The sequence below is a fragment of the Sphingobium sp. IP1 genome (assembly GCF_002708645.1).
In the GTDB taxonomy this organism is placed as follows: Bacteria; Pseudomonadota; Alphaproteobacteria; order Sphingomonadales; family Sphingomonadaceae; genus Sphingobium; species Sphingobium yanoikuyae.
Map to the genome: position 1 here is coordinate 31,296 of NZ_NOIW01000029.1, position 26,175 is coordinate 57,470.

General features: G+C 64.5%; 26 protein-coding genes. 11 read left to right on the forward strand and 15 right to left on the reverse strand.

What is annotated here, in order from left to right; translation table 11 throughout:
* Positions 1-25: 25 nt before the first annotated feature.
* From CG471_RS12365 to CG471_RS12380, 4 genes are read right to left on the reverse strand one after another with little or no spacing between them, the layout of a single operon-like run.
* Entirely contained in the window at positions 26-742 is a 717-nt protein-coding gene (locus CG471_RS12365) for an N-formylglutamate amidohydrolase (RefSeq protein ID WP_099232067.1), read from the reverse strand.
* Positions 739-1,599, reverse strand: a complete 861-nt coding sequence (locus CG471_RS12370) for a 4-(cytidine 5'-diphospho)-2-C-methyl-D-erythritol kinase (RefSeq protein WP_099232068.1) — start codon at positions 1,597-1,599, stop codon at positions 739-741. Before CG471_RS12370 ends, CG471_RS12365 begins: the two co-directional genes overlap by 4 nt.
* A 17-nt stretch (positions 1,600-1,616) precedes the next feature.
* Positions 1,617-3,233 carry a tetratricopeptide repeat protein gene (locus tag CG471_RS12375; RefSeq protein ID WP_099232069.1) on the reverse strand — a complete coding sequence of 539 codons (1,617 nt, stop codon included), beginning with the start codon at positions 3,231-3,233 and terminating at the stop codon, positions 1,617-1,619.
* A gap of 25 nt (positions 3,234-3,258) precedes the next feature.
* Positions 3,259-4,911 (reverse strand): electron transfer flavoprotein-ubiquinone oxidoreductase, encoded by a 1,653-nt coding sequence (locus CG471_RS12380; protein ID WP_099232070.1) that lies wholly within the window; start codon positions 4,909-4,911, stop codon positions 3,259-3,261.
* An 81-nt stretch (positions 4,912-4,992) separates the two neighbouring features.
* On the opposite strand from CG471_RS12380, the gene CG471_RS12385 reads away from it, so the two are divergent.
* The 3 genes from CG471_RS12385 to moaB are packed head-to-tail and all read left to right on the forward strand — an operon-like array spanning position 4,993 to position 8,086.
* The gene (locus CG471_RS12385) at positions 4,993-5,775 is read left to right on the forward strand and encodes a uracil-DNA glycosylase family protein (RefSeq protein ID WP_099232071.1); all 783 of its coding nucleotides are present in this window, start codon (positions 4,993-4,995) and stop codon (positions 5,773-5,775) included.
* Positions 5,772-7,559 (forward strand): lytic transglycosylase domain-containing protein, encoded by a 1,788-nt coding sequence (locus CG471_RS12390; protein WP_099232072.1) that lies wholly within the window; start codon positions 5,772-5,774, stop codon positions 7,557-7,559. Before CG471_RS12385 ends, CG471_RS12390 begins: the two co-directional genes overlap by 4 nt.
* Positions 7,559-8,086: a molybdenum cofactor biosynthesis protein B gene (moaB, locus tag CG471_RS12395; RefSeq protein ID WP_099232073.1), complete on the forward strand. Its 528-nt coding sequence runs from the start codon at positions 7,559-7,561 to the stop codon at positions 8,084-8,086. Before CG471_RS12390 ends, moaB begins: the two co-directional genes overlap by 1 nt.
* A 60-nt stretch (positions 8,087-8,146) precedes the next feature.
* Here moaB and CG471_RS12400 read toward each other — a convergent pair whose 3' ends face one another.
* Positions 8,147-8,659: a YbjN domain-containing protein gene (locus tag CG471_RS12400; RefSeq protein WP_004207277.1), complete on the reverse strand. Its 513-nt coding sequence runs from the start codon at positions 8,657-8,659 to the stop codon at positions 8,147-8,149.
* An 86-nt stretch (positions 8,660-8,745) separates the two neighbouring features.
* Here CG471_RS12400 and CG471_RS12405 point away from each other — a divergent pair, with 86 nt between their 5' ends.
* A complete protein-coding gene (locus CG471_RS12405) occupies positions 8,746-9,813 on the forward strand; it encodes a PA0069 family radical SAM protein (protein WP_099232074.1) in 1,068 nt (355 codons plus the stop codon).
* Between the two features lie 7 nt (positions 9,814-9,820).
* Here CG471_RS12405 and CG471_RS12410 read toward each other — a convergent pair whose 3' ends face one another.
* From CG471_RS12410 to ccmC, 8 genes are all read right to left on the reverse strand, one after another.
* Complete coding sequence (locus CG471_RS12410; protein WP_004207279.1) at positions 9,821-11,743, reverse strand: potassium transporter Kup; 1,923 nt, start codon at positions 11,741-11,743, stop codon at positions 9,821-9,823.
* A 133-nt stretch (positions 11,744-11,876) separates the two neighbouring features.
* The gene (locus tag CG471_RS12415; RefSeq protein WP_004207280.1) at positions 11,877-12,518 is read right to left on the reverse strand and encodes a hypothetical protein; all 642 of its coding nucleotides are present in this window, start codon (positions 12,516-12,518) and stop codon (positions 11,877-11,879) included.
* Entirely contained in the window at positions 12,515-12,925 is a 411-nt protein-coding gene (locus tag CG471_RS12420) for a cytochrome c-type biogenesis protein (protein ID WP_099232082.1), read from the reverse strand. The genes CG471_RS12415 and CG471_RS12420 overlap by 4 nt, the downstream gene beginning before the upstream one ends.
* On the reverse strand, positions 12,925-13,452 hold the full coding sequence (locus CG471_RS12425; protein WP_026108840.1) for a redoxin family protein: 528 nt from the start codon (positions 13,450-13,452) through the stop codon (positions 12,925-12,927). Before CG471_RS12425 ends, CG471_RS12420 begins: the two co-directional genes overlap by 1 nt.
* Complete coding sequence (locus CG471_RS12430) at positions 13,449-15,377, reverse strand: heme lyase CcmF/NrfE family subunit (RefSeq protein WP_099232076.1); 1,929 nt, start codon at positions 15,375-15,377, stop codon at positions 13,449-13,451. The genes CG471_RS12425 and CG471_RS12430 overlap by 4 nt, the downstream gene beginning before the upstream one ends.
* A complete protein-coding gene (ccmE, locus tag CG471_RS12435; protein WP_004207285.1) occupies positions 15,374-15,820 on the reverse strand; it encodes a cytochrome c maturation protein CcmE in 447 nt (148 codons plus the stop codon). Before ccmE ends, CG471_RS12430 begins: the two co-directional genes overlap by 4 nt.
* On the reverse strand, positions 15,817-15,948 hold the full coding sequence (locus CG471_RS30180; protein WP_143560200.1) for a heme exporter protein CcmD: 132 nt from the start codon (positions 15,946-15,948) through the stop codon (positions 15,817-15,819). The genes ccmE and CG471_RS30180 overlap by 4 nt, the downstream gene beginning before the upstream one ends.
* A 2-nt stretch (positions 15,949-15,950) precedes the next feature.
* Entirely contained in the window at positions 15,951-16,673 is a 723-nt protein-coding gene (gene ccmC / locus CG471_RS12440) for a heme ABC transporter permease CcmC (protein WP_099232077.1), read from the reverse strand.
* Between the two features lie 202 nt (positions 16,674-16,875).
* Between ccmC and purF the strand changes: the two genes are divergently transcribed.
* Positions 16,876-18,336: an amidophosphoribosyltransferase gene (purF, locus tag CG471_RS12445; RefSeq protein WP_017499557.1), complete on the forward strand. Its 1,461-nt coding sequence runs from the start codon at positions 16,876-16,878 to the stop codon at positions 18,334-18,336.
* 96 nt (positions 18,337-18,432) lie between these two features.
* Positions 18,433-19,149, forward strand: a complete 717-nt coding sequence (locus CG471_RS12450) for an SDR family NAD(P)-dependent oxidoreductase (RefSeq protein WP_037506635.1) — start codon at positions 18,433-18,435, stop codon at positions 19,147-19,149.
* On the opposite strand, the gene CG471_RS12455 is transcribed toward CG471_RS12450, so the two are convergent.
* Together CG471_RS12455 and CG471_RS12460 are read right to left on the reverse strand one after the other, a co-directional pair.
* Entirely contained in the window at positions 19,146-20,414 is a 1,269-nt protein-coding gene (locus CG471_RS12455; protein ID WP_099232078.1) for a cyclopropane-fatty-acyl-phospholipid synthase family protein, read from the reverse strand. The two genes, CG471_RS12450 and CG471_RS12455, sit on opposite strands and share 4 nt — an antisense overlap.
* 37 nt (positions 20,415-20,451) lie before the next feature.
* Positions 20,452-21,828 carry a deoxyribodipyrimidine photo-lyase gene (locus tag CG471_RS12460; protein WP_099232079.1) on the reverse strand — a complete coding sequence of 459 codons (1,377 nt, stop codon included), beginning with the start codon at positions 21,826-21,828 and terminating at the stop codon, positions 20,452-20,454.
* A 189-nt stretch (positions 21,829-22,017) separates the two neighbouring features.
* Here CG471_RS12460 and CG471_RS12465 point away from each other — a divergent pair, with 189 nt between their 5' ends.
* The 5 genes from CG471_RS12465 to CG471_RS12485 form a co-directional block, all read left to right on the forward strand.
* Positions 22,018-22,503, forward strand: a complete 486-nt coding sequence (locus tag CG471_RS12465; protein WP_099232083.1) for an RNA pyrophosphohydrolase — start codon at positions 22,018-22,020, stop codon at positions 22,501-22,503.
* A 41-nt stretch (positions 22,504-22,544) separates the two neighbouring features.
* A complete protein-coding gene (locus tag CG471_RS12470; protein ID WP_004207293.1) occupies positions 22,545-23,444 on the forward strand; it encodes a YdiY family protein in 900 nt (299 codons plus the stop codon).
* A gap of 41 nt (positions 23,445-23,485) precedes the next feature.
* On the forward strand, positions 23,486-24,703 hold the full coding sequence (locus tag CG471_RS12475) for a hydrolase (RefSeq protein WP_099232080.1): 1,218 nt from the start codon (positions 23,486-23,488) through the stop codon (positions 24,701-24,703).
* Positions 24,704-24,719: 16 nt separating this feature from the next.
* A complete protein-coding gene (locus CG471_RS12480; RefSeq protein ID WP_037506629.1) occupies positions 24,720-25,739 on the forward strand; it encodes an arginine N-succinyltransferase in 1,020 nt (339 codons plus the stop codon).
* Positions 25,736-26,175, forward strand: a 440-nt coding sequence (locus CG471_RS12485) for an N-succinylarginine dihydrolase (protein WP_143560201.1), incomplete at its 3' end; no start/stop codon positions are given. The genes CG471_RS12480 and CG471_RS12485, both read left to right, overlap by 4 nt.

Consider the following 26,175-nt stretch of genomic DNA (forward strand, 5'->3'; position numbering starts at 1 on the left):
TAACCCAACGCGCCAGGCCCGACCATCAACTCAGTCGGTTACGGCACTCCAGCACGATCGGTCCGAGCAGATCGGCAAAGCGGCGCTGCCCCGCAGCATCGTCAACCAGATCCTGCCGCATCTCGATCCCTAGATAGGGGATGCCATTGGCTTCCGCATGGCGGTTCATGGTCGCGTTGAGCAATTGCCCTGAATAGGGCAGTTGGTCGCCGACATTCAGCCCCGCCGCCTCCAGCATCGGAATGGCGATCCGCGCCGCCCGATCATCCTGATTATAGAGAATGCCGATATCCCAAGGCCGCTGCTGCTCGGGATCGCTCGTCAGGCGCGGCGTGAAGCTATGTACGGACAGGATGAAGGGTGACGTCATGCCGTCGAGCATGGCCGCCACCTGCTGATGATAGGGATGATGGAAGCGGCGCATCCGTTCGGCCAGATCAGCGTCCCGATTACCTGGAATGGCATGGCCGTCACTCATCACCGGCAGCAGGCCGGGTGCATCCTCTTCGCGGTTGAGATCGATGACCAGGCGGGAGATACCGGCCAGGATCGCGGAGCAGTTCAATTGCGCCGCGAGCAACTGGCTGACCTCCGCCACGCCGATGTCGATCGCGATATGTTCGCGAAGCAGCGCCGTATCGATGCCCAGGTCGATATCGTGGGGGACATGGGCCGAGGCATGATCGACGATGATCAGCAGGTCGAGATCGCCCTCGCGCACGGTGGTGAAGACTTCGCTCATGATGTCCTGATCCTCGTTTCCATCACCCACCAATCCGGATGATCGCGGCGCAATGCGTCCGCCGCCTGCCCCCTTCTCTGCTCGTCATCGAACAGCGCGAAACAGGTCGCGCCCGACCCGGACATGCGCGCCAGCCGGGGCCTTTGCGCCTGCAACGCCTCCAGCACTTCACCGATCACAGGCGCCAACAGCAGAGCCGGCGCCTCCAGATCATTGCGCCCGTCGCGCGCAAGCCCATCAATATCCAGCGCATCGAGCGGGCCGCGATCGATCCTGTCCCAGCCGGCAAAGACCGATGCCGTCGAGACGCCGACCCGCGGATTGACCAGCAGCATCGGCCGGCCCGACAGGTCATCCAGTGCCTGCGCCTCTAGCAGTTCGCCACGGCCGCGCACAAGTTGCGTCGTACTGGCCAAGCAGGCCGGTACGTCCGAACCGAGCAACAGGGATAATTGCTGTAATACAGTATCTTCTACCACGAAGTTCCAGAGGCGCATCAGTAAGCGCAGCGTCGCGGCGGCGTCCGCCGAGCCACCACCAATGCCGGATGCAACCGGCAGTCGCTTGTCGAGCCGAATATCGGCGCCGGCCGTTATCCCGGTGGCCGCCTGAAGGCACCGCGCCGCTCGCATGACCAGATTGTCATCGTCACCGCTCAGGCCCGCGCCGCAAGGGCCTTCCACGGCGAGCCTGATGACACCATCGTCGCGCTGCCGGGCATGAAGAATATCCCCATCCTCGGCAAAGACGAACAGGCTTTCCAGCGCATGATAGCCATCCGCGCGGCGCTCGCGCACATGCAAGGCCAGATTGACCTTCGCATAAGCAATTTCAGTTAGTTGTTCGGAAGTATTCACAAAATTTCGATGTAATCTCAGGGCGCAGCATATTCGGGTTTCAAGCCTTCACGGGCCTTGGCATCAAGCCGATTGGCGACATCCCCCTCCGCGAAGACCGCCGCTGCGCGCCAGGCATAGCGCGCTTCATAGCGGCGACCGGCGGTCCACAGTGCGTCGCCCAGATGTTCGTTGATCGTGGCATCGCCGGGCGCTCCCGCTGCGGCGCGTTCCAGCACCGGGACTGCGCCCTTGACGTCGCCGGTCACGAACTTGGCCCAGCCGAGCGAGTCCGTGATCGAGGCATCCTGGGGCTTGAGCGCACTCGCCTTTTTCAGCAGGTCGAGCGCCACATCGACATTCTGCCGCCGTTCGATCTGGGCATAGCCGAGATAATTGAGGATGACCGGTTCATTCGGGGCCATCACGGCCGCATTTTCCAACACCTCACGAGCCTCGTCCCACCGCTTCCCCTGCTCAAGCGCACTGCCTTCAAACAACAGCAGCGCCCAAGGCAGGCTGTCGGCCGAATAGCCCGCCTGCGCACGATGAAAGGCCGACGCAGCGCCGTCGAAATCACCGGAGTCTGCCAGCAATCGTCCAAGCCTTACAAGGCGTTCCGGCTCAGCGTTGAGAGCCGATGCCAGGCTCTGTGCCAGTGCAATCGCGCCGTCGCGATCTCCTGATGCCGCCAGTGCCTCGACCAGTTCTGCCTGGGCGAGCGTGCCATACCAGCCAGCGACAGACACCTTGCGCGCTTCCACCGCCGCATAATTGGCGAGATCACCCGCCACCAGCAGCTTCGCCGCCACCAGATGCGGCTCGGCAGCGGCCGGATCGGCAAAGGTCGCGATCCGCGCCAGGCGAATGCCCAGCGCCGTGCCTGTTTCATCGGACGCGATGTCGACCGCGAGGCGGGCCAACAATTGCGCAAAGCCCTGCCTGGGTGTGAAGGGCGCGGCAATCGCTCCCGGCACCTTGCCGCGGGCAACGTCCGTACGGGCCTTGGCGAAGCTCGCCTCATCGGCGGGGAGCAGGGCCAGGGCATCTGCCTTTGCCCGGCGTCCGGCCAGTTGCGCGGCGAAGGTCAGGCGCAGCGCTTCGTCGTCCGTCACGCGCAAGCCCAAGGCACGGCGCATCGCGCCAATGGCCTCTTCCTTGTCGCCCCGCGCCATGGCCTGCAACGCAAGATGCTCGTCGAGATAGCGGGCGCCCAGCGCCCCGAACTTGTCCTTGCTGTCGATGACGGGCGGCACATAGCGGCGCTGGCCCAGCGATATCCAGCTTTGCACGATCGGGGCGAGGAAGGAGAAATTGCCTTCCTCCACCAGGCGATCGGTGAAGGTCTGCGCCGCCGCCCAATCCTTGCGCCCCAACGCGTCGCAAATCAGCAGCAAGGTACCGTCCCGCGGCAGCATGCCGCCCTCATCCAGCAATGCGGCCGATTGCAGCGCCAGCGGCATGTCGCCGCTTTCCAATGCCTGGACGTAGGAACGACGGGCAATGGCAAGGCTGGTCGGATCGCCGGCGAGGGCCACACGATAGCTGTCGACCGCAACGCCCAGCGCGCCTTCACCATCGGCAAGGCGCGCACGGGCATAGGCATGCAAGGCCATATCGGGATCAACCGATGCGCCGGCCGCAGCCGGCAGCATCAGCAACAGTCCTGGAATCAGGCCCCTACATGTTCGGATAATTCGGTCCTCCACCGCCCTCGGGCACGACCCAGTTGATATTCTGGGTCGGGTCCTTGATGTCGCATGTCTTGCAGTGGACGCAATTCTGCGCGTTGATCTGGAAGCGAGGCTCCCCTTCATCCAGACCGACCACTTCATAGACACCGGCAGGACAATAACGCTGAGCCGGCTCGTCATAAAGGGGCAGATTGTAGGAAATCGGGACCGACGGATCCTTGAGCTGCAGATGGACCGGCTGGTCCTCCTCATGATTGGTGTTCGACAGGAACACAGAGGACAGACGATCGAAGCTGATCACGCCATCGGGCTTGGGATAGGCGATCTTCTCGCACTGGTCCTTGCGCCACAATTTCTCGCAATCGGGCTTGTGCTTCATGGTGAAAGGCAGGCCGATCTTGAGCGTCCGCATCCACATGTCGATGCCCGCCAGCAGCGTGCCGATGGTGTTGCCGAACTTGGCCAGCAGCGGCTCGGCATTCTTCACCAGCTTCAGTTCGTCCGCGATCCAGCTGGAACGCAGGCGATCCTCATAATCGTGCAGCACGTCGCGCGCGCGCTCGTCCTGGATCGCCTCGAACGCGGCCTCGGCGGCCAGCATGCCCGACTTCATGGCGGTATGGCTGCCCTTGATGCGCGGCACGTTGACGAAGCCGGCCGAGCAACCGATCAGAGCACCGCCGGGGAAGACCAGCTTGGGGATTGACTGCCAGCCGCCCTCGTTGATCGCGCGCGCGCCATAGGAAACGCGGCGACCGCCCTCCAGGAACTTGCGGATTTCCGGATGCTGCTTCCAGCGCTGGAATTCCTCGAACGGATAGAGGTGCGGGTTGCGATAGCCAAGGCCCACGACGAAGCCGAGCGCAACCTGGCCATTGGCCTGATGGTATAGAAAACCGCCGCCATATGCGTCAGTTAGCGGCCATCCCTGCGTATGGATGACAAGGCCCGGCTGATGCTTGGCAGGATCGATGTCCCACAATTCCTTCATCCCCAGGCCATAGACCTGCGGCTCACAATCGGCCTCCAGGTCGAACTGGCGCTTGAGGATCTTGGTCAGGTGGCCGCGCGCGCCCTCGGCAAAGAAGGTATATTTGGCGTGCAGTTCCAGGCCCGGCTGATAGTCCGCCTTGCGCTCGCCATCACGGGCAATGCCCATGTCGCCGGTCGCGACGCCCTTCACGCTGCCATCCTCATTGTAGAGGATTTCGGCAGCGGCGAAGCCGGGGAAGATTTCGACGCCAAGACCTTCGGCCTGCTCGGCCAGCCAGCGGCACAGATTGCCCAGCGATCCGGTATAGGTGCCCTTATTGTGCATCCAGCCCGGCGTCATGATGTGCGGCATCGCCATCTTGCCCGCCTTGGACAAGACCCAATGCTGGTTGTCGGTGACCGGAACATCGGCCATCGGGCAGCCCTGTTCCTTCCAGTCTGGGATCAGCTCATCCAGCGCCCTAGGATCGACCACCGCGCCTGACAGGATATGGGCGCCGATTTCCGACCCCTTTTCCAGCACGCAGACGGCCAGCTCCTGCCCGGCGGCATTGGCCAATTGCTTCAGCCGGATCGCTGCAGACAGGCCAGCCGGTCCCCCACCGACGATGACGATGTCATAGGGCATCGAATCCCGTTCGCTCATAATCCCTCCATAAAGGCGCCCGCCAGCACATGTCCGGCCATCCGGTCGCCTTATTACTCCAACGTTTTGACATTCCACGCGATGAAGATTCTTGACCCTCGCGTCAACCTCTGGCCCAAGGGCATCGTGATGCGGGGATTAGAGCGGGACTTTGGAGCCGCAGCGCCGGACGCCTATCTGGCGTGGTGGTCGCTGGCGGGGGTGGACGGCGCCGTAGCGGAAGCACCAGTCAACTGGTTGCGGCCCCAGCCGACACGCGCGCAACTGGCCGAGCAGGCTGCGAAGGCCTTCGCCCCACCACCGCCTGAAAAACCCAAGACGCTGGACGCCTATCTCGAATGGCTTGCCAGTGATTCGGCCCAGCCCGAACGCAAATGGCCCGGCACCCCGATCCTGCCGACCGGCCCGGCCGAAGCGCCTCTGATGGTCATTACCGACATGCCCGACATGGTAGATGCCGGCGCGGGTCATTTGTTCGCCGATCGCGCCGGCGCTCTGTTCGATGCCATGATGCGGGCCATCGGCCTGCGCCGTGACGATATCTGCCTGGCTTCGCTGTTCACCGTCCGCCCCGCCGGCGGCATGGTGGAGGCAAGCGATCTGGCCCATGTCGCCGATCGCATCAGGCTGCATGTCCATCTCGCCGCGCCGCGCCGCCTGCTCCTGCTCGGCGATCGGACGGTCCGTGCGCTGCTTCCGACCGATGGCGCCGACCGGTCCACCGGTTTACGCCCCTTTAACCATGATGGCGGCACTGTGCCCGCCATTGCCACATTCCATCCGCGCCTGCTGCTCAGCCAGCCCGCGGCCAAGGCGGAATGCTGGCGCGCCCTGCAAAGCCTGATTGAGGAAGATCGCCCGTGATTCGCGTTGCAACCCGCATTTCCAGCCTTGCCCTGCTCAGCATGAGCGCGGCGCTGGCGATCCCGGCCAGTGCCAAGGCGGCCGAAACCCTCCCCACCTTGCCGACCAGTTCCACCGCCAGCACCCCGCTCCAACTGTCCGATGGCGACAAGGCGCGCTACAATGCCATCTTCGCCGCCCTGCGCGACCAGAAATGGTCGGATGCCAAGGCGATGATCCTGGCACTCGACCCGCAGGACGCGGTCCGCCCGCTCGCCCTGTCGGAACTTTATCTTGCCAAGGGATCGCCGCGCGTCGAGCTGTTCGATCTGCTCGACCTCGTCAACAAGGCAGCCTGGCTGCCCAAGGCCGACCAGCTTTCCCGCCTGGCGCAGAAGCGCGGCGCGACCATCCTGCCTGATCTGCCGCAGGTGCAGAAGCTGGTATGGCTGGGCTCGGCACCCCGCCGCCAATATGTCAGCGGCAGCAAGACGGACGTTCTGGCCCAGAGCCTGTCGGCCCAGATCCTGACCTTCATCAAGAATGACGATCCGGCCGGCGCAGAAGGACTTCTCACCGCTGGCGAAGCCGGGCTGACGCCCGAAGGCCTGACCGAGGTGCGCCAGCGTGTAGCCTGGGCCTATTATATCGAGAGCGACGATCTCAACGCGCGTCGTATGGCCGCGCGCGCGCTCGAAACCCGTACCGGCGGCGACTGGACGGTGCAGGCTCACTGGACGACGGGCCTGGCCGCCTGGCGCCAGAATGATTGCCGCGCTGCGGCCCCGGCCTTCGCCAATGTCGCGGCGCTGGCAGGCGACGCCGACATGCGCGCGGCCGGCGCCTATTGGGCATCGCGCGCCTATATGGTCTGCGGCGAGGCCGAGAAGGTCGAGAATATGCTGAAGCTCGCGGCGCGATCCGACGAGACCTTCTATGGCCTGCTCGCCCGCGAAAGCCTGGGCATGCCGCTGGGCGGCGCGACCATGAACGCGCGTTTCAGCGACAATGACTGGCGCCAGCTCAAGGACAGCCCCAATGTCCGCAGCGCGATCGCGCTGGCCGGCATCGGCGAGAATGGCCGCGCCGACGAAATCCTCCGCTATCAGGCGAAGCTGGGCGGCACCGCCCAATATGATGCGCTGCTGCGCTTGGCCAGCGCGCTCAACTTGCCCGCAACCCAGCTCTGGCTCGCCCATAATGGCCCGGCCGGCAAGCAGCCCGACAGCTTCGCCCGCTTCCCGGCCCCCGCCTGGCGGCCCGACGGCGGCTGGCGCGTCGATCCGTCGCTGATCTACGCCCATACGCTGCAGGAATCCGGCTTCCGTTCGGACGTCGTCTCCAGCGCCGGCGCCCGCGGCCTGATGCAGGTGCGCCCCGGCACCGCCGGCGATGTCGGCCTGTCCAACGCATCGCAATTGTTCGTGCCGTCCACCAACATGGAATATGGCCAGCGCTATCTGGAATCGCTGCGCGACATGAGCGCGACCGGCGGCCTGCTGCCCAAGGTGATGGCCGCCTATAATGCCGGCCCGCTGCCGGTCGAACGCTGGAACAGCGAGGTGAAGGACAAGGGCGATCCGCTGCTCTTCATCGAATCCCTGCCCTATTATGAAACCCGCGCCTATGTGAACATCGTCATGCGCAACTACTGGATGTACCAGATCCAGGCGAAGGGCGAGGCGGATTGCCTGACCGGCATGGCGCAGGGCATGTGGCCAACCTTCCCCAATGCCAAGGGCGTCAAGCTGGTGCGTCTCAGCAAGGCCGATGGCCGGGCGATGATCGCCGGCGGATCGGACTGATGCCGATCGATGAGGGCCGGACCTTCCTGCCCGTCCGCATCGCCGTACTAACCGTTTCCGACACCCGCACCCTGGCCGATGACCGGTCCGGCGATACGCTGGTCGATCGCCTGACCGGCGCGGGCCATGTCCTGGCCGACCGGCTGATCGTCACTGATGATCGCAGTGCCATCGTCGCACGCCTTCACGCCTGGATCGACGATCCGCAGGTCGATGTGATCCTGACCACCGGCGGCACCGGCGTCACCGGCCGGGATGTCACGCCCGAGGCACTGACCCAGGTGCAGGACAAGGAAATTCCCGGTTTCGGCGAGCTGTTCCGGTGGCTCAGCTATCAGTCGATCGGCACCTCGACCATCCAGTCGCGCGCCACCGCCTGCGTCGCGCGCGGCACCTATATCTTCGCGCTGCCCGGTTCGACTGGCGCGGTGCGGGATGCCTGGGACGGCATTCTTGCCAGCCAGCTCGACAGCCGGTTCCGCCCCTGCAATTTCGTCGAGCTGATGCCGCGCCTCACCGAGTGCTGAGCGGCTGTTTGAAAAATCGCAAAAGGGCGATTTTTCGTTACGGCTCCGGCCCCCGCGCCCTCACTTCTTGAGCGTGGGCGCCGGGTTCTCCTTGAAGAATTTGCTGAGTTCGCCGAGCATCACTGACCACCAGTCGACCACATCGGCAAAATTTTCCTGATTGAGACCGCCGATCGTGCTGACGTCATAGGACACGTCCAGCGTCTTGTCGTCGGCCAGCGACATCTGGATGAAGCGCTTGGACTGGTTCCACTTGTTCGCCAGTTCGACCGTGTTGCCGCCATCATCCGCGAAATTGATACCGAACTGCAACGAGTTGCAGTCCTTCATTTCTTCGCAGCCATAGAAATAGATGGTGAAATTATAACCGCTGGCAGCGCTCTCGATCATCGGATTGCCGGTCGACTTGCTCTTGGTCAGCGCCGCCTTGTAGCCCGCCGCCTGCAACGCATCGACCACCGACTGCGGCCGGCTGGCGCAGACCATATTTGCGGCACAATCCGTCGTCGGCGTCGCGGCATCGGCCGCGCCTGCCATCATCATCAGAGCCGGAACAAGCCACCAGGCACGCATGATATTTCCCCCTGCTTTCAAGGGGGCAGCCATGACGCGTCGGAAGCGACCTTGTCAATAAGTTCATGATATGTTCTTATTCCCAGATGGCAAACATCCCCGGACGCGGCGCAACGCACAACCAGGCCAGCAGCCGGTTCAATCTGGCCGCGCGCGAGGCGGACGGCGACTGGCTCGACGCCATGGAAGCGATCGACGGACCGGCCCGGAAACTGCGCACCAGCGTTTCGCTGATCACGCCGCGCACGATCATCTCGCGCAACGCGTCGCCCGACATCGCCTTTTCCCAGTCGATCAACGCCTATGCCGGCTGCGAGCATGGCTGCATCTATTGCTTTGCCCGGCCGACCCACGCCTATCATGACCTGTCGCCGGGGCTGGATTTCGAGACGCGCCTGTTCGCCAAGCCCGATGCGGCAGCGCTGCTCCGCAAGGAACTGGCGCGCGGCAATTACAGCGTCTCACCGATCGCCATGGGCACGAATACCGACCCCTATCAGCCGATCGAGAAGGATTGGGGCATTACCCGCCAATTGCTAGAGGTGATGGTGGAATGCCGCCATCCGGTCTTCATTACCACCAAGTCCGATCGCATCCTGCGCGACATCGACCTGCTTGCCGATCTGGCGCGCGACAATCTGGTGGCGGTGATGATTTCAGTCACCTCACTTGACCCCAAGGTCGCGCGCACGCTGGAGCCGCGCGCACCCCATCCCGAGCGACGGGTCGCCGCGATCAATCGCCTGGCCGAAGCCGGCGTGCCGGTATCGGCCAACATGTCCCCGATCATCCCGGCGATCAACGATCATGAGATCGAACAGGTGGTGGCGCGACTTGCCATGGCCGGCGCGCAGGACGTCAACTACATCCTCGTCCGCCTGCCGCATGAGGTCGCGCCACTGTTCCGCGCATGGCTGGATACCCATTATCCCGATCGGGCCGCCAAGGTAATGGCGATGATCCGCGACATTCGCGGCGGGCGCGACAATGATCCCGATTTCGGTAGCCGGATGCGCGGTCAGGGCGTCTGGGCCGACCTGACCCGCACCCGCTTCATCAAGGCGCGGCGCAAGGCCAATCTGGGGCAGGCGCGGATCAGCGTCCGCACCGACCTGTTCCGGCCGCCCGAGGGCGCGCAGATGCGGCTCTTCTAGAAGTTGATCAAATCTCGACCTGGCTGCCCAGTTCGACCACGCGGTTGGTCGGCAGGCGGAAGAACTCCATCGCGCTTTCCGCGTTGCGGAGCATCCAGGCGAAGATCTTCTCGCGCCACAGCGGCATACCGGGATTGGCCGAAGGCAGCAGCGTCTGGCGTGCCAGGAAGAAGCTGGTGTCCATCATCTTGAACGCCTGGCCGCAGCCGGTCACATTCTTGAGCGCGGCCGGAACATCAGGCTCCTGCATGAAGCCATATTGCAGCACCAGACGGAAGAAGCCGCGCCCCAGATCCTCCAGCTTGCAGCGGCCGTCATCCTCGACCACCGGTACATCCTTGATCTTGACGGTCAGCAGGATCACCCGCTCATGCAGCACCTTGTTGTGCTTGAGATTATGCAGCAGCGCATGCGGCACGCCATCGGGCGTCGAGGTCATGAAGACGGCGGTGCCCGGCACGCGCACGGCGCTGTTGGCGGCCGAAGCCACGAATACCGGGATCGGCATTGCTGCCTCACGCAGCCGTTCCTGCACCAGCCGGCGCCCGCGCGACCAGGTGGTCAGCAAGGTAAAGACGACGAAGCCGATCAGCAGCGGGAACCAGCCGCCGTCGGGCACCTTCGTCAGATTTGCCGCCAGATAGGCGCCATCAACTAGGTAGAAGACGGCAAGCAGCGGCGCGGCATAATACCATTTCCAGTGCCACAAGCGGTACAGCACCACGGTCAGCAGCACATTGTCGATGAACATCGCACCGGTGACGGCAATGCCATAGGCTGCGGTCAGGTTGGACGAGGTCTTGAACACCAGCACCAGCAGGATGACCATGACCATCAGGCCCCAGTTGATCAGGGGAATGTAGATCTGGCCGGCCGTCGAGGCGCTGGTATGCTCGATCCGCAAACGCGGCATGAAGCCGAGCTGGATCGCCTGCTGCGTGACCGAGAAAGCGCCGGATATCACCGCCTGCGAGGCGATGATCGCCGCCAGCGTGGCAAGGCCGATCAGCGGCAACTGCATCCATTGCGGCGCAAGATTGTAGAAGGGGCTGTGCAGCGCCGCGGCGCCTTCACGGAAGAGCAGCGCACCCTGCCCCATATAGTTGAGCATCAGCGCCGGCAGCACGAAAATCAGCCAGGACACGCGGATCGGGCTGCGGCCGAAATGGCCCATATCGGCATAGAGCGCTTCGGCGCCCGTCACCGCCAGCACGACCGAGCCCAGCGCCAGGAAGGCGGGCAGCGGATCGGTGGCAAAGAACATCACCGCCCAATAGGGATTGAAGGCGTAGAGAATGCCCGGCGTCTTGACGATGCTGAGCACGCCGAGCGACGCGATCGTCACGAAATAGATCAGCATGATCGGCCCGAACAGGGTCGCGACCTTGTTGGTCCCCAGACCCTGGATCCAGAACAGGCCAAGCAGGATCAGCACCGCAACCGGCAGGATCGCAGGCGCAAGGTTGGCGTTGTAGACCGCCAGACCTTCCACCGCCGACAGCACGGAAACCGCCGGCGTGATCATCGAATCGCCGTAGAAGAGGGCGGTCGCGAACACGCCCAGCAGCACGATGCCGCGCGACCAGCGCTGTGTCTTGGTCTGGCCGTTGATCAGCGCCAGCAGGGCCAGGCTGCCGCCTTCGCCCTTGTTGTCGGCGCGCATGATGATGCTGACATATTTGAGCGTCACGACCAGCATCATCGACCAGAACATCAGGCTGATGACGCCCAATATATGGTCGGGATCGAGGTCGAGATGATGGTGCCCCGCAAAGGTTTCGCGGAAGGCGTAGAGCGGGCTGGTGCCGATATCGCCGAAGACGATGCCGATCGCGCCGACGACCAGCTTGGCCGTGGCTTTCTGGCGGGCATGGCCATGCCCTTCCTGCTCGCCGTCTTCGGGGACGGCGACCGCGCTGTCATCAGCCATGAAGGAAATGCCCGATCATCAATATCATGTCGCAACCCTTGCCAGGGCAATTCTCATTCCAAGGACGGAGCCCAGCAAACCGCCGGCCCCTACCATGGGCACAGGGTTCACGCAATGATCGCCCCCATGCGGATCATCGCGAAGCCGCATCCATCGCCAGCATGGCGTCGATACGCGCGATATTGGCCTGCAGTTCCGCCTTGATCTTGCTGCCTTCGGGCGCCGATTGCGCCAGCGGCAACCATTGTTTGCGCGCGGCGTCCAACTGTCCGGCCTGGGCGAGGGCAAGGCCATAGAAATAGCGCGGCGCCGGCCCTTCCGGGTCCAGCCGCAACGCCTGGCGATAGGCATAGTCCGCCGCTGGCGCGACCACGCCATCAGCATGCGCGACCAGCGCATTCCCCATGCCCAGCCACAGATTGGCGTCTTCCGGCGTCTGCTTGAGGCCGGACAGCAGGATATTGGCCGCCTCCTTGGTCAGGCCGCGCCGCCCGTAGGAATCCGACATGATCAGCCATTGGCCAGCCGGGCCATAGCGCTCCGCCAGACTGCGGCGTCGCTCCGCCAGCTTCTCGTCGAACTGCGCTTCCTTCTCGGCCGCGACCTGACGCGGCGCGCCGGCTAGGCCGGGATGCCCCTGCCAGGCATAGCCCGCGAGGCCGACCAGCAAAGCCGCCGCAACAATCTCCCGCGTCACGCGCGGGATACGCCCGATAAAGCAGAGCGCCGCCATGGCAAGGATGGCGATGCCGAAAGCAATGATCCAGCCCGTCATGCCCGTGGCCTCCGCTTGATCCGTCCGCGCATCAACAACAGCCCCAATGCAAGCAACACGATCGGCGCGGCCCAAAGCGGCCAGAGGATCGGCGCGGCCGTCGGCTCATAGCTAACCCAATCGCCATAACGCTCGATCAGCCAGCGCCTGATATGCTCAGGCTCCTCCCCCGCCCTGATCCGCTCGCGTATCTCGGAGCGCATGTCGCCGGCCATGCTGGCGTTCGAATCGGCGATCGACTGGCTCTGGCAGGTAAGGCAGCGGATGGTTTCCATCAGCGCCTTCGCCTTGCGCTCCAGCGCCGGGTCATCAAGCTGCCGGTCGGCATAGGGCGCGGGCGGCAGGGCGGTCTGCGCCCGAACCGGCGCTACGAGCATCAACAGGAGAAGAAAAAGCAGCCCCCGCATCATTGCGCATCCTTCAGCCGTTGCAGCAGCATCGGCACGTCATCGGCGCGGATGTCGCCAATATGCTGATAGGCAATCCTGCCCTTGCCATCGATCACGAAGGTTTCCGGCACGCCGGACGAGCCCAGCGCGATCTGCACGCCACTGCGCGCATCCAGGCCGATCCGGCTATAGGGATTGCCGTTGCGCGCCAGGAAGGCGTCGACATCGGGCCGGGCATCACGGATCGCGATCGCATCGATCTCCACCCCGGCCTGCTTGAGCGCCATTAGTTGCGGCGCCTCCGCCGCGCAGGGAATGCACCAGCTGGCAAAGATGTTGAGCAGACGCGGCTTGCCATCCGCCAACTGCGTGCTGGCGAGCGCGGGACGATCGCTGGCAGCAGCCGGCAGGGTGAAAGCCGGCAAAGCCTGGCCAATCAGCTTGGAGGTGATGACACGGTCATCCGGCTTGAACAGGCCGCTTGCGAACAGGGCGAAGAAGCCGAGGAACAGGACAAGCGGCAGCCAGATCAGCAGCTTCCTCATGCCATTGCCCTTCGTGCGCGCCATTTCATCAGCCAGCCGCGCCGCTCTCGCCCGACCAGCGCCAGCAGGCCACCCAGCGCGATCATGATCCCGCCCAGCCAGATGAGCGTCACGAACGGCTTCCACCAGATCCGCATCTGCCAGCGACCGGCATCGGCTTCCTGCCCCAGCACGACATAGAGCTGACCATTCCATCGGGTCAGCAGGGCCGCCTCGGTCGTGGTCGTCGGCGGCGAGGCGAAGAAGCGCGATTGCGGATGGATCACCACCGCCCGGCCGCTGCGCTCCGCAATGACGTCCGCCTGCAACGCCGTCCAATTGTCGCCAGCAAGCGGCAGGATACGCTGGAAGCGCAGCGTCCAGCCGGCCGTCTCGATGCTGTCGCCCGGTCGGACGGCCACCAGCTTCTCGACCGTGAACGCCGAATCGCAGGCCATGCCCGCCAGGCTGACGGCACAGCCCAGATGGGCGATCACCATGCCATAGGTGAAGAGCGGCGTGCGGCGCAGGTTGCGCTTCCAGAGCGGCGCCAGCGATCCCACGCCGACGGCCAGCGCCACCACCAGCCCGCAATAAGGCAACAGCCCGATCCGGCCCCAGGCGAGCGCGCCGACCAGCACCACGGCCGCCAGTGCGACCGCCGCTGGAACGAGCATGCGCGCGGCCACGGCGCGTGCCCGATCCCGGCGCCAGCGGGTGAGCGGCCCTGCCGCCATGACGATCAGCAGGATGAGCGCGATTGGTCCGGCAATGCGATCGAAATAGGGCGCGCCGACCGACACCTTGTGTCCGAATGCTTCGGTCATCAGCGGGTAAAGCGTACCGATCAGCACCAGCCCGAGGATCACGGAGAGCAACAGGTTGTTGACCACCAGGAAGGTTTCGCGGCTGACCAGTTCGAACGGCGCGCCCTCGCGCACCGTGCCGATCCGCCAGCCGAACAGGGCCAAAGCGCCGCCAATATAGAGTGCCAGCAAGGCCAGGATGAAACTGCCCCGCTCCGGATCGACGGCGAAGGCATGGACGCTGGTCAATATGCCCGACCGGACCAGGAAGGTGCCGACCATCGACATGGAGAAGGCGACGACGGCCAGCATCACCGTCCAGGCGCGCAGCGCGTCGCGGGTCGCCAGCACGGTCACGCTGTGCAGCAGCGCGGTCGCCGCCAGCCAGGGCATCAGCGACGCATTTTCGACCGGATCCCAGAACCACCAGCCGCCCCAGCCCAGCTCATAATAGGCCCAATAGCTGCCCGCCGTGATACCGAGCGTCAACATGACCCAGGCGGCCAGCACCCAGGGGCGCATGGCTCGGGCGAACGCCGCATCCACCTGCCGCGTCAACAAGGCCCCGACCGCGAAGGAAAAGGCGACCGACAGGCCAACATAGCCGAGATAGAGCGTCGGCGGATGGAAGGCGAGACCGGGATCCTGCAGCAGCGGGTTGAGCCCCTGCCCGTCCGCCGGTGCCGGGGAAATGCGGGCGAAGGGATTGGAGGAGAAGAGCAGGAAGGCATAGAAACCCAGGCTGATCGCCGCCTGCGCCCCCAGCGTCGCCATATGCGCGTCGCGCTTCAATGCCCGCTCGAACAGCGCCACCGCCGCGCCGGCGACACCCATCACCGTCACCCAGAGCAGCATCGACCCTTCATGATTGCCCCAGGTTCCGGCGAATTTGTAGAGCCAGGGCTTGGCCGAATGGCTGTTGGTCGCCACCAGCAGCACCGACATGTCGGACCGCAGGAACAGGCTGATCAGCGCAACAAAGGCGGCTGCCGTCAGCACGCCCTGCAAAACAGCGACAGGACGAACGGCGCATAGCACCTCGCCCTTGCCGCCCGCCAGCCCCATGCCGACCAGAAACAGCTGGAGCAGTGCGAGGACCGCCGCAAACCACAGGGCGGCAAGACCGGCTTCGGCGATCATGGCGCGGCCTTCATCTCATGCGTGGTTTCATTATAGGTCATGCCGTCCAGTTCGCGCGGCATGTAGCGCTCGTCATGCTTGGCCAGCAAATTGGTGGCGACGAACCGCCCCTGTCTATCGAAAGCGCCTTCCGCCACGACGCCGCTGCCTTCCTTGAACAGGTCGGGCGCGATGCCGCTGAAGGTCGCCGGCACGGTCGCCTTGCCGTCGGTCACGTCGAAATTGATCGTCACGCCATCGGCCGCGCGCTTGAGGCTGCCCTTCACCACCATGCCGCCCAGACGGATCGCCTTGCCGGGCTCCACACCCTTGGTCTTCACGTCGTTGGGCGCGTAGAAATAGGCCGCTTCGTCCTTCAGCGCCGATACGGCGAGCAGCCCGGCGCCGATGATCGCCACCAGCGCTGCGAGCGCCAGGATCAGCCGTTGATGCTTGGCCTTCATGTCCGGTCAGACAGTCGTTCGGCCTGACGTTCCGCCGATCGCATCGCGCGCCAACTGGCGATGGTGACGATCGCCGTGCCTACGCCCGTCACGGCATAGGCGGCAATCACGAAAGCCCATTGGTTCATCTCTACCCTCTCGTCAGGCGCTGCATCCGCGCCTCGACCTTATTTTGTGCCAATATTGCCCGCATCCGCATCAGCACGATCGCCGCGAACAACAAGGTGAAACCCAATAATGTCAGGCCCAGCGGCCACAGCAACGATCCGTCGATGCTCGATCCGCGCATCGTGATGCTCGGCCCCTGGTGCAGGCTGTTCCACCAGACCACCGAACGGTTGATGATCGGGATGTTGATCGCGCCGACCAGACCGAAGATCGCGGTTACCGGGCTGACCCCGCCTTGCCCCTGCCGCGCCGATGCGTTGGCCAGGGCAATATAGCCGAGATAAAGGAAGAGCAGCACCAGCATGGACGTCATGCGCCCGTCCCATTCCCACCAGGTGCCCCAGGTCGGCCGGCCCCAGATCGAACCGGTCATCAGGCAGATAGCGGTGAACAGCGCGCCCGGCGCCGCAATCGCGCGGCCGGCCACGGAAGCCAGCGGATGGCGCCACACCAGTTGCATCAGCCCGGACACGGCAATGCCGGTCCAGCCTGCCATGCCCAGCCACGCGGCCGGCACATGTATATAGAGTATGCGCACCGTATCGCCCTGCAGATAATCCGCCGGCGTCAGAAACAGGCCCGAAGCGCAGCCGGCCAGCAGCAGCACGAGGCCGGGCCAGAACAGCCAGCCCGTCATCGGACGAGCGATCTTCAGGAAGCGGGCGGGATTGGCAAAACGGTGCATGAGTACAGGTTTCTTAGCGGCACCCGAACGTCAACGCCAGTGGCCGTTTAGCCCATGGAAAAGCCAGTAAAACGCAGCGTTGCCACGATTGGCCACGCTTTTTTGTTACAGGCAGGCGACAAATCGAGCGGGAGGGACTATATGCGCGCGAAAGGTCGCCCCAGAGGGGTGGTCAGGAACGGCAATGGACCCGCTCACACCCATGATTACGACGAATCCTTTCGACGACGACAAGTTGCGCGAAGAATGCGGCATTTTTGGCGTATCTGGCGCAGAAACCGCGTCCGCGATGGTAGCGCTCGGCCTTCACGCCCTGCAGCATCGCGGCCAGGAAGCGGCAGGCATCACCAGTTGGGACGGGCATGATTTCCATACCCATCGTGCCATGGGCCATGTCGCCGGCAATTTCGACCGCGACGAGGTGATTCGGGGCCTCCCCGGTGACACGGCCTGCGGCCATGTCCGTTACTCGACCACCGGCGAAACCTCGCTGCGCAACGTCCAGCCGCTCTATGCCGAACTCAATTCCGGCGGTTTCGCGGTTGCCCATAACGGCAATATCTCCAACGCGATGAAGGTCCGCCGCGAACTGATCCGCCGCGGCTCCATCTTCCAGTCGACCTCGGACACCGAAGTCATCATCCATCTGGTCGCGACGTCCAATTATCGCACCCTGCTCGACAAGTTCATCGACGCGCTGAAGCAGATCGAAGGCGCTTATTCGCTGATCGTGATGACCCCCGAGGGCATGATCGCCTGCCGCGATCCGCTGGGCATCCGCCCGCTGGTCATGGGCAAGCTGGGCGATTCGACCATCTTCGCTTCGGAAACCGTCGCACTCGACGTGGTCGGCGCCGACTATGTCCGCTCGATCGATCCGGGCGAACTCGTCATCGTCACCAAGGATGGCGAAATGCGCTCGATCCGCCCGTTCGGCGAAGTGCATCCGCGCCCCTGCATCTTCGAGCATGTCTATTTCAGCCGCCCCGATTCGATCATCGACAATTCCAGCGTCTATTCGGTCCGCAAGGCGATCGGCGCGCAGCTGGCGATCGAAAATCCGGTCGAGGCCGACTATGTCATCCCGGTGCCCGACAGCGGTGTGCCGGCCGCCATCGGCTATGCGCAGGAATCGGGCATCCCGTTCGAACTGGGCATCATCCGGTCGCACTATATCGGCCGCACCTTCATCCAGCCGGGCGACAAGGTCCGCCACCTGGGCGTCAAGCTGAAGCATAATGCCAACCGTGCCCTCATCCAGGGCAAGCGCATCGTGCTGATCGACGACTCGATCGTGCGCGGCACCACCTCGCTGAAGATCGTGCAGATGATGCGCGAAGCGGGCGCCGCCGAAGTGCATATGCGCATTGCCTCGCCGCCGACCAAGCATAGCTGCTTCTATGGCGTCGATACGCCCGAACGCACCAAGCTGCTGGCGCACAAGCTGGACATTGGCGGAATGCAGGACTTCATCCACGCCGACAGCCTGGCCTTCATCTCGATCGACGGCCTGTACAAGGCGCTGGGTGAGGCGAAGCGCGCCGACATCCGTCCGCAATATTGCGACGCCTGTTTCACTGGCGACTATCCGACCAAGCTCACCGACCAGGATGAAGCCGTGGTCGAAAACCAGTTCGAACTGCTGGCAGAACGGGTCTCCTGATCCACGGGCAAGGCCCGACCGGGCGGGGTCGCACGACCCCGCCCTTTCCTTTTCCCACGACGACACCCGGCATCGGTCGGGGCGAACGGAGAGCCGATGTCTGATACCTTGCCGCTGTTCGGAAAACTTGCGCTCGTCACCGGCGCCAGCCGGGGCATCGGCGCCGCGACGGCGGAGGCTCTGGCAGCAGCCGGCGCCCATGTGATCCTGACCGCGCGCACCAGCGGTGGGCTGGAAGAGGTGGAAGATCGCATTCACCAGGCCGGCGGCAGCGCCACCATCGCGCCGCTCGACCTGATCGACGGCGAAAGCATCGGCCGCCTGGCCCAGGCCATTTCTGGCCGCTGGAAGGCACTCGACATCCTCGTTCTCAACGCGGCGACGCTCGGGTCGCTGGCATCGGTTCCCGCAATCGATGCCAAGGAATTTGCCCGGCTGCTGATGCTCAACATCGCTGCGCCCCAGGCGCTGATCGCCGCCTTCGATCCGATGCTGCGGGCCAGCGCCGATGCGCGGGTGATCGCGCTGACATCCTCGGTCGGCGCCACGCCGCGCGCCTATTGGGGCGCCTATGGCGCGTCCAAGGCTGCGCTCGAAACGCTGGTCGGCGCCTATGGCGAGGAGATGAAGAACATCTCCGCCATCCGCACCCACATCGTCGACCCCGGCGCCACCCGCACCGCGATGCGCGCCCGCGCCTTCCCCGGCGAGGATCCGGCAACGCTCAAGGGGCCGGAAACGGTCGCCAGGGCCATCCATGATCTGGTGCTGAGCGATGCGCCGAACGGCCATCGCCTGCGCGTCGAGGGTTAAGCGGCCGGCTTTGCCAGCGTCACCTGGGCGACATCAATGGTGCCGCCCCGGAAACCGCCTTCACAGTACATCAGATAATAGCGCCACAAGCCGACGAAATGCTGGTCGAAACTCGCCGGCAATCGTCCTTCGTCGATCGCCCGATCGAACCGCTCGCGCCAGCGGCGCAGCGTTTCGGCATAATGGCCGCCAAAGTGGCGCACGTCGCGCCATTCCAGCCCGCGTTCCTGCGCCAACGTCCGAAAGCGACTTTCGGATATCAGCATGCCACCGGGGAAGATGTAGGTCTGGATGAAGTCGGCGCCGCGCGCATAATGATCGAAGATCGCATCGTCGATCAAAATATATTGGATCGCGGCGCGCCCGCCGGGCTTCAGCAGGCGTGCGACCGCATCCAGATAGTCGGGCCAATAATGCTGGCCGACCGCCTCCACCATTTCCACGCTGGCAATGGCGTCATATTGCCCCTGCGCGTCGCGATAGTCGGTCAGGTGGATCTGCGCGCCGGATCCCAGCCGATCGCGCGCATAATCAGCCTGCTCGACCGACAGGGTCAGCCCGTCATATTGGATGGCACAGCGCTCCATCGCCTGTTCCGCGAGGCCGCCCCAGCCGCATCCGATTTCCAGCAGCGCCTGTCCGTCGCGCAGGTTCAGCCGTTCCAGCAGGGCGTCTACCTTGCGCTGCTGCGCCCGTTCCAGACTTTCGATCCGATCCTCAGGATTGAGGAACAAGGCACTGGAATAATGCATATTCCTGTCCAGCCATAGGCTGTAGAAGTCATTGCCCAGATCATAATGGAAGGCGATGTTCCTGCGCGAGCCGTTACGATTATTCCGCCGCGCCCAGTGCAGCAACCGTCCTGCCCAGCGGGCCGGCCCATGAGGCCGGGCAACGCGGCCCAGCGATACCGCATTGGCCATGAACAGCGCGAACAGCGGCACCGGATCGGCACTGCGCCACTCGCCCGCCGCCCAGGCGCGATACCAGCCCGCCGAGCCACCCATCGCCAGTCGCACCAAGGCGCGCCAGTCGACCAGGTCCACGGCACAGTCGAACCCCGGCGCCCGTCCGCCCAATAGCCGGCGCGTGCCGTCCGGCAAAGTCGCGTCCAGCGAGCCCTGCTCCAATCCCTGGTCGATACGATCGAGCAGGCGATGGAAGAGCGGCGCGAACAGGCGCGCCCGCCATCCCGGCGTCCGGTCTGCCGGCGGTCGCCGGATCGACAATGCGGCCTTGCCGCGACGGGGGTCGACTGCATTCATCGGGCCTCTTTCTGCCCCATGCCGCGCGTCGCTGCAATCACCCCTTCATCTGGCGATAGGCCGCCAGCGCACGCTCACGCCCCTCGCGATGGCCGATCCGCTTTTCGGGATAGGATGATGGCCTAACCCCATGAAAATCCGGATCATGGACGACGCGACCGTCCAGATCCGCCAGTTCCGGCACCCATTGGCGGATATAATCGGCGGCATCGAATTTGTCCGACTGGGTCAGCGGCGCCATGATCCGGGTGAAGAGATTGGCATCGACGCCGCTGCCCGCCACCCACTGCCAGTTGACGCTGTTATTGGCATAATCCGCGTCGACCAACGTGTCCCAGAACCAGCGCGCGCCATGGCGCCAGTCGATCAGCAGATGCTTGATGAGGAAACTGGCCGCGATCATCCGCACCCGATTGTGCATCCAGCCCGTCTGCCAGAGCTGGCGCATGCCGGCATCGACGATCGGATAGCCGGTCCGGCCCTGTTTCCACGCCGTCCAGTCGCCTCGCGCCTCGCGCAGATCGCGCCAGTGCATGGCATCGAAGGCGGGCTGGGCATTTTCCGATCCATAGGTCGGCAGGGCCCAGACCTGATTATGCGCATAGTCGCGCCAGATCAGTTCCTTCAGATAGACGGTCGCGTCGCCCGGCGCCTGCGCCACCCGATGCCAGACCTTGGCCGGCGAAATCTCCCCGAAGTGAAGATGCGGGGACAGGCGGGACGTTCCCTCCTGCGACGGCAGATCGCGCGCGACCGCATAGTCTCCGACTTCTCCCAGAAAACTGTCGAGATAGCGCTTTGCCCCCTCTTCGCCCGGCGACCAGTCGGCAGGGAAGCCGCGCGCCCAGTCCGGATCGCGCGGCAGCAGCGTCCAATCCTCCAGCCTGTCGCTGACCGGCCAATGCGATGGTGCCTCGATCCGCTGCGGCGCGGGCTGTGGTGGCGCAGGTGGCATATGCAGCATCACCGCGCGGGAAAAGGGCGTGTAGATGCGATAGGGTGTCCCGCCCCCCGTCCGCACCGCCTCCACCGGCAATAGCAGTCCGCCGTCATGAAGTCGCAGCTCAATCTGCCTTGCCACCGCCTTTTCGGCGTTGCGCCACCAGGGCTCATGATGGCGGATCGCATGAACGACCTGCGCGCCACTTTCCTCGGCCACCTGCGCCAGCACATCGGCGCAGCGTCCGCGCCGCAGGATCAATCGCGAGCCCTTGGTCCCCAGTCGCTCGTCCAGGCTGGCAAGGCTGTGATGCAGCCACCAGCGCGACGCACCCCCCATCGCCCATTGGCGCGGGCTTTCATCATCAAGGATATAGAGCGGAATGACCGGGCCGGCCTGCGCGGCGGCGACGAGCGCCGCCTGATCCGAAAGGCGCAGATCCTGGCGGAACCAGATTATGGTGGGGGATGGCATGATCGCCCAATGCCTGCCTAGTCCCCCGGTTCCAAATGAATTTTCCGCGCCCTTCCGGGAGATGACCTGCAAATCCGATGAATGTCGATTCGGCCAATGGACGCGCGCATCGCCGCCGCCTATTCTGGAGCCCAATACACTAGCCACGGGTCGCCAACCGGCCATGGCTGCAGCGATGCAGGGGAAAACATGGCGTCGATGCCGAATGATGCAGAACTGAACTACCGGCCGTGCGTCGGGATCATGCTGGTCAACATGGCGGGCAAGGTCTTTGTCGGCCAGCGCCTCGATAATGTCGTGGAAGCCTGGCAGATGCCGCAGGGCGGGATCGACGAGGGCGAAGACGCCAAGACGGCGGCGCTGCGCGAACTGGGCGAAGAGACCGGCATCACGCCCGAACATGTCGAGATCATCGCCAAGAGCCGCGACGAGCATTTCTACGACCTGCCGCCCGAACTGATCGGCAAGCTGTGGGGCGGCAAATATCGCGGCCAGCGCCAGATCTGGTTCCTCGCCCGCTTCCTGGGCAAGGACAGCCATATCGACATCCAGACCAAGCATCCCGAATTTCGCGAATGGAAATGGGCCGCGCCCGAAACGCTGCCGGAGTTGATCGTGCCGTTCAAGCGCAAGCTCTACCGCGACATATTGCAGGAATTCCACGACTTGATCTGATGGGGGCTTAAAATCCCCGGTCGGTTCGCTATGACAGCGTCATGCGTCACTGTCTGGCTATCCTGCCCTTCCTCTTTGCCACCCAGGCGTGGGCCAATGCGCCCGCGCTGCTGCCGCCGTCCGTCCGCGAAATGCTGGAGGCGGCGATTGCCAATGGCAATGAGACGGAAATCGCGACCGTCGCCAAGATCGCCAAGCAGACCAATCCGCAATCCGCCGACCAGATCCAGCAGATGGTCAACAGCTGGAAGGAACGGACCAAGGCGACCCATGACACGGTGATTCGCGAAGCGCGCTTCACCGAATTATGGACCGGCAAGCTGGAAGCCGGCGGCTTCCGCTCGACCGGTTCGACCAGCGAAATCGGCATCAGCGCCGCGGCGCAGGTCAAGCGCGAAGGGCTGGAGTGGAGCCACAAGCTCAGCGCCACGGTCGATTATCGCCGCGCCAATGGCGTCACCTCGCGCGAACGCTACACCGCCAGCTATGAGCCGCGCTATCAGTTCGATCCGCGCGGATTCGCCTATGGCCTGACCCAGTTCGAACGCGATCCCTCGATCGGCTATGACGAGCGCTACACCGCCTCGGCCGGTATCGGTTACAAGGTGATCGTCAGCAAGCCGATCGACCTGTCGCTCGATGTTGGCCCGTCCGTCCGTCATGCCAAATATGTGATCGGGCCGCGCGAAACCAAGCTCGGCGCGCGTGCATCTATGGACCTGGCCTGGCGTCTGGCGCCCAATGTCACCTTCAAGCAGACCGCTGCAGGTTACGCGGAAACTGACGTATTTTCAGTCAATTCCCTGACGCAGTTGCAGACCAAGGTGAGCACGCGCCTGTCCGCTGGCCTCTCCTATACGGTGCAGTATGAATCGGAGACCCTGCTGTCCGCGCGCGACTTCGACACGCTCAGCCGCCTGACCCTCAGCTACGATTTCTGATCGGGGTGGAGCAGGCGGCCGCGCTCTGATAGACCTCCGGGATGAACGGCATCCACCCGCCCGTAACAGCCCCTGAAACCGCCCTGCTGGAACAGGCCGCCGCCGCGCCGATGCTGGCACAGGTCGAGGCATGGGCCAGCATCAACAGCGGATCGCGCAACCTGACCGGGCTCGCCACCATGGCCACCACGCTCGCCGACGCCTTTTCGGTGCTGCCGGGCGAGGTAGACCTGATCGAACCCGATCCGGTCGAAACCGTGGCGCCCGACGGCCGCACATCGGTGATCCGCCATGGCCAGCATCTTCGCCTGACCGTCCGTCCCGATGCGCCGGTCCAGCTGCTGCTGACAGGGCATATGGATACGGTCTTTCCGGTCGATCATCCGTTTCAGACGCTTCGCTGGCTGGAACCCCGCATTCTCAACGGCCCCGGCGTCGCCGACATGAAGGGCGGCATAGCCGTCATGCTCGCCGCCCTGACGGCAATCGAGCAGAGCGAGGCACCCCGGACGCTGGGCTATCAGGTTGTCATCAACAGTGACGAGGAAGTCGGCAGCCCCTCCTCTGCCGCCCTGCTCCGTCAGGCCGCAGCCGGCAAGCGCGCCGCCTTCACCTATGAACCGGCCCTGCCCGATGGCACGCTGGCCGGTGCGCGGGCAGGCAGCGGCAATTTCTCGATCGTCGTCACCGGCCTCAGCGCCCATGCCGGTCGCAATCCCGACGATGGCCGCAATGCCCTGCTCGCGGCCGCCGATCTCGCGCTGCGCCTGAAGGCCGGCAGCGGCAGCGGCTTTTCCTGCAACCCCGCCAAGATCGACGGCGGCAGCCCGAATAATGTCGTGCCCGACCATGCCGTGCTGCGGGTCAATTTCCGCCCGCGCACGCCGGACGATGAAATCGCGGCCCGTGCCCTGTTGGATCGGGCCATGGCCGATGTCGCCCGCGACCATGGCGTCAGCCTGCATCTCCACGGCGGCTTTGGTCGCCCGCCCAAGCCCATGGACGCCAAGGCCGAGCGGCTGTTCGGCCTGGTCAGGCGTTGCGGCGCCGAACTCGGCCTCGACATCGGCTGGCGCGACACCGGCGGGGTCTGCGACGGCAACAATATCGCGGCTTGCGGCGTCCCGGTGGTCGACACGATGGGCGTGCGCGGCGGCAGCATCCATAGCGATGCCGAATTTCTGATCAGCGACAGCCTGGCCGAGCGCGCGCAACTGTCCGCGCTGGCACTGCTGCGGATCGCACAAGGACAATATTGAGAGAGAGGACCGCCTTTTGAGTTTCTACATGCGCACCGCGCGAGCGGACGACCTGCAGACCCTGTATGAAATGGCAAAGCTGACCGGCGGTGGCTTCACCAACCTGCCGCCCGATCGCGCCGCCCTGACCGCCAAGCTGGAGCGCACCGAGCAGGCGCTCAGCCGGCAGGATGGCGGGATCAAGGATGATCTGATCGTCCTGGTGCTGGTCAATGCGCAGACCGGCCAGGTGCGCGGCACCTGCCAGATCTTCAGCACGGTGGGGCAGAGCTGGCCCTTCTATTCCTATCGTCTGGGCGTCCTTACCCAGCATAGCCGCGAACTGGCCCGCACCTTCCGCGCGCAGATGCTCTCGCTCACGACCGATCTGGAAGGATCGACCGAAGTCGGCGGCCTCTTCCTCCATCCGCGCGAACGGGCCGAGGGGCTCGGCCTGCTGCTCGCGCGCAGCCGCTATCTCTATATCCGCAACCATCGCGACCGCTTCGGCGACCGGGTCATCGCCGAATTGCGCGGCGTGATCGACGAAGCGGGCGGCTCGCCCTTCTGGGACGGTCTTGCCGGCCGTTTCTTCGGCATGAATTTCCAGGAGGCTGACGAGTTCAATGCCGTCAACGGCAACCAGTTCATCGCCGACCTGATGCCCAAGACGCCAATCTACACCGCAATGCTGACCGACAGCGCCCGCGCCGTCATCGGCCTGCCCCATCCCAATGGTCGCGCGGCTATGCGGATGCTGGAGACCGAGGGCTTCACCAACGCCGGCTATGTCGACATTTTCGACGGCGGCCCGACCATGGTGGGCCAGATCGACCAGCTCCGCACCGTGGCCCAGGCACGCGACGTGACGCTGGCGGCCACCCATGACAAGGGCGGCGACAAGATGCTGGTGTCGACCGGCCTGCTGGCCGATTATCGCTGCACCTATGGCTATGTGCAGGAGGGCGAGGATGGCAGCATCTCGCTCGACGCGGCCAGCGCCGCGCTGCTGCAACTGGACGTCGGACAGGCATTCACCATGGCGGGGCGGGCATGAGCGTGCGCGAGATCAATTTCGACGGGCTGGTCGGCCCGAGCCATAATTATGCCGGCCTCAGCCTTGGCAATCTGGCCTCGTCCCGCAATGCCGGCGCGGTGTCGCACCCCCGTGCCGCAGCCTTGCAGGGGATCGAGAAGATGCGCGGCAATCTGCGCCTCGGCCTTGCCCAGGGTATTTTCCTGCCGCAATGGCGTCCTGACGGCGCCTGGCTCGCGACCCTTGGCACCGACATCAGCAATGCCGATCCGCATATCCGCGCCGCCGCCATGTCGGCCTCGTCGATGTGGGCGGCCAATGCCGCGACCGTTTCGCCCGCCGCCGACACCGCCGACGGACGCACCCATCTGACCGTCGCCAATCTCGTCACCATGGCGCATCGCAGCCATGAATGGCCCCAGACGCTGGCGCAACTGCGCCTCGCTTTTTCCGACAC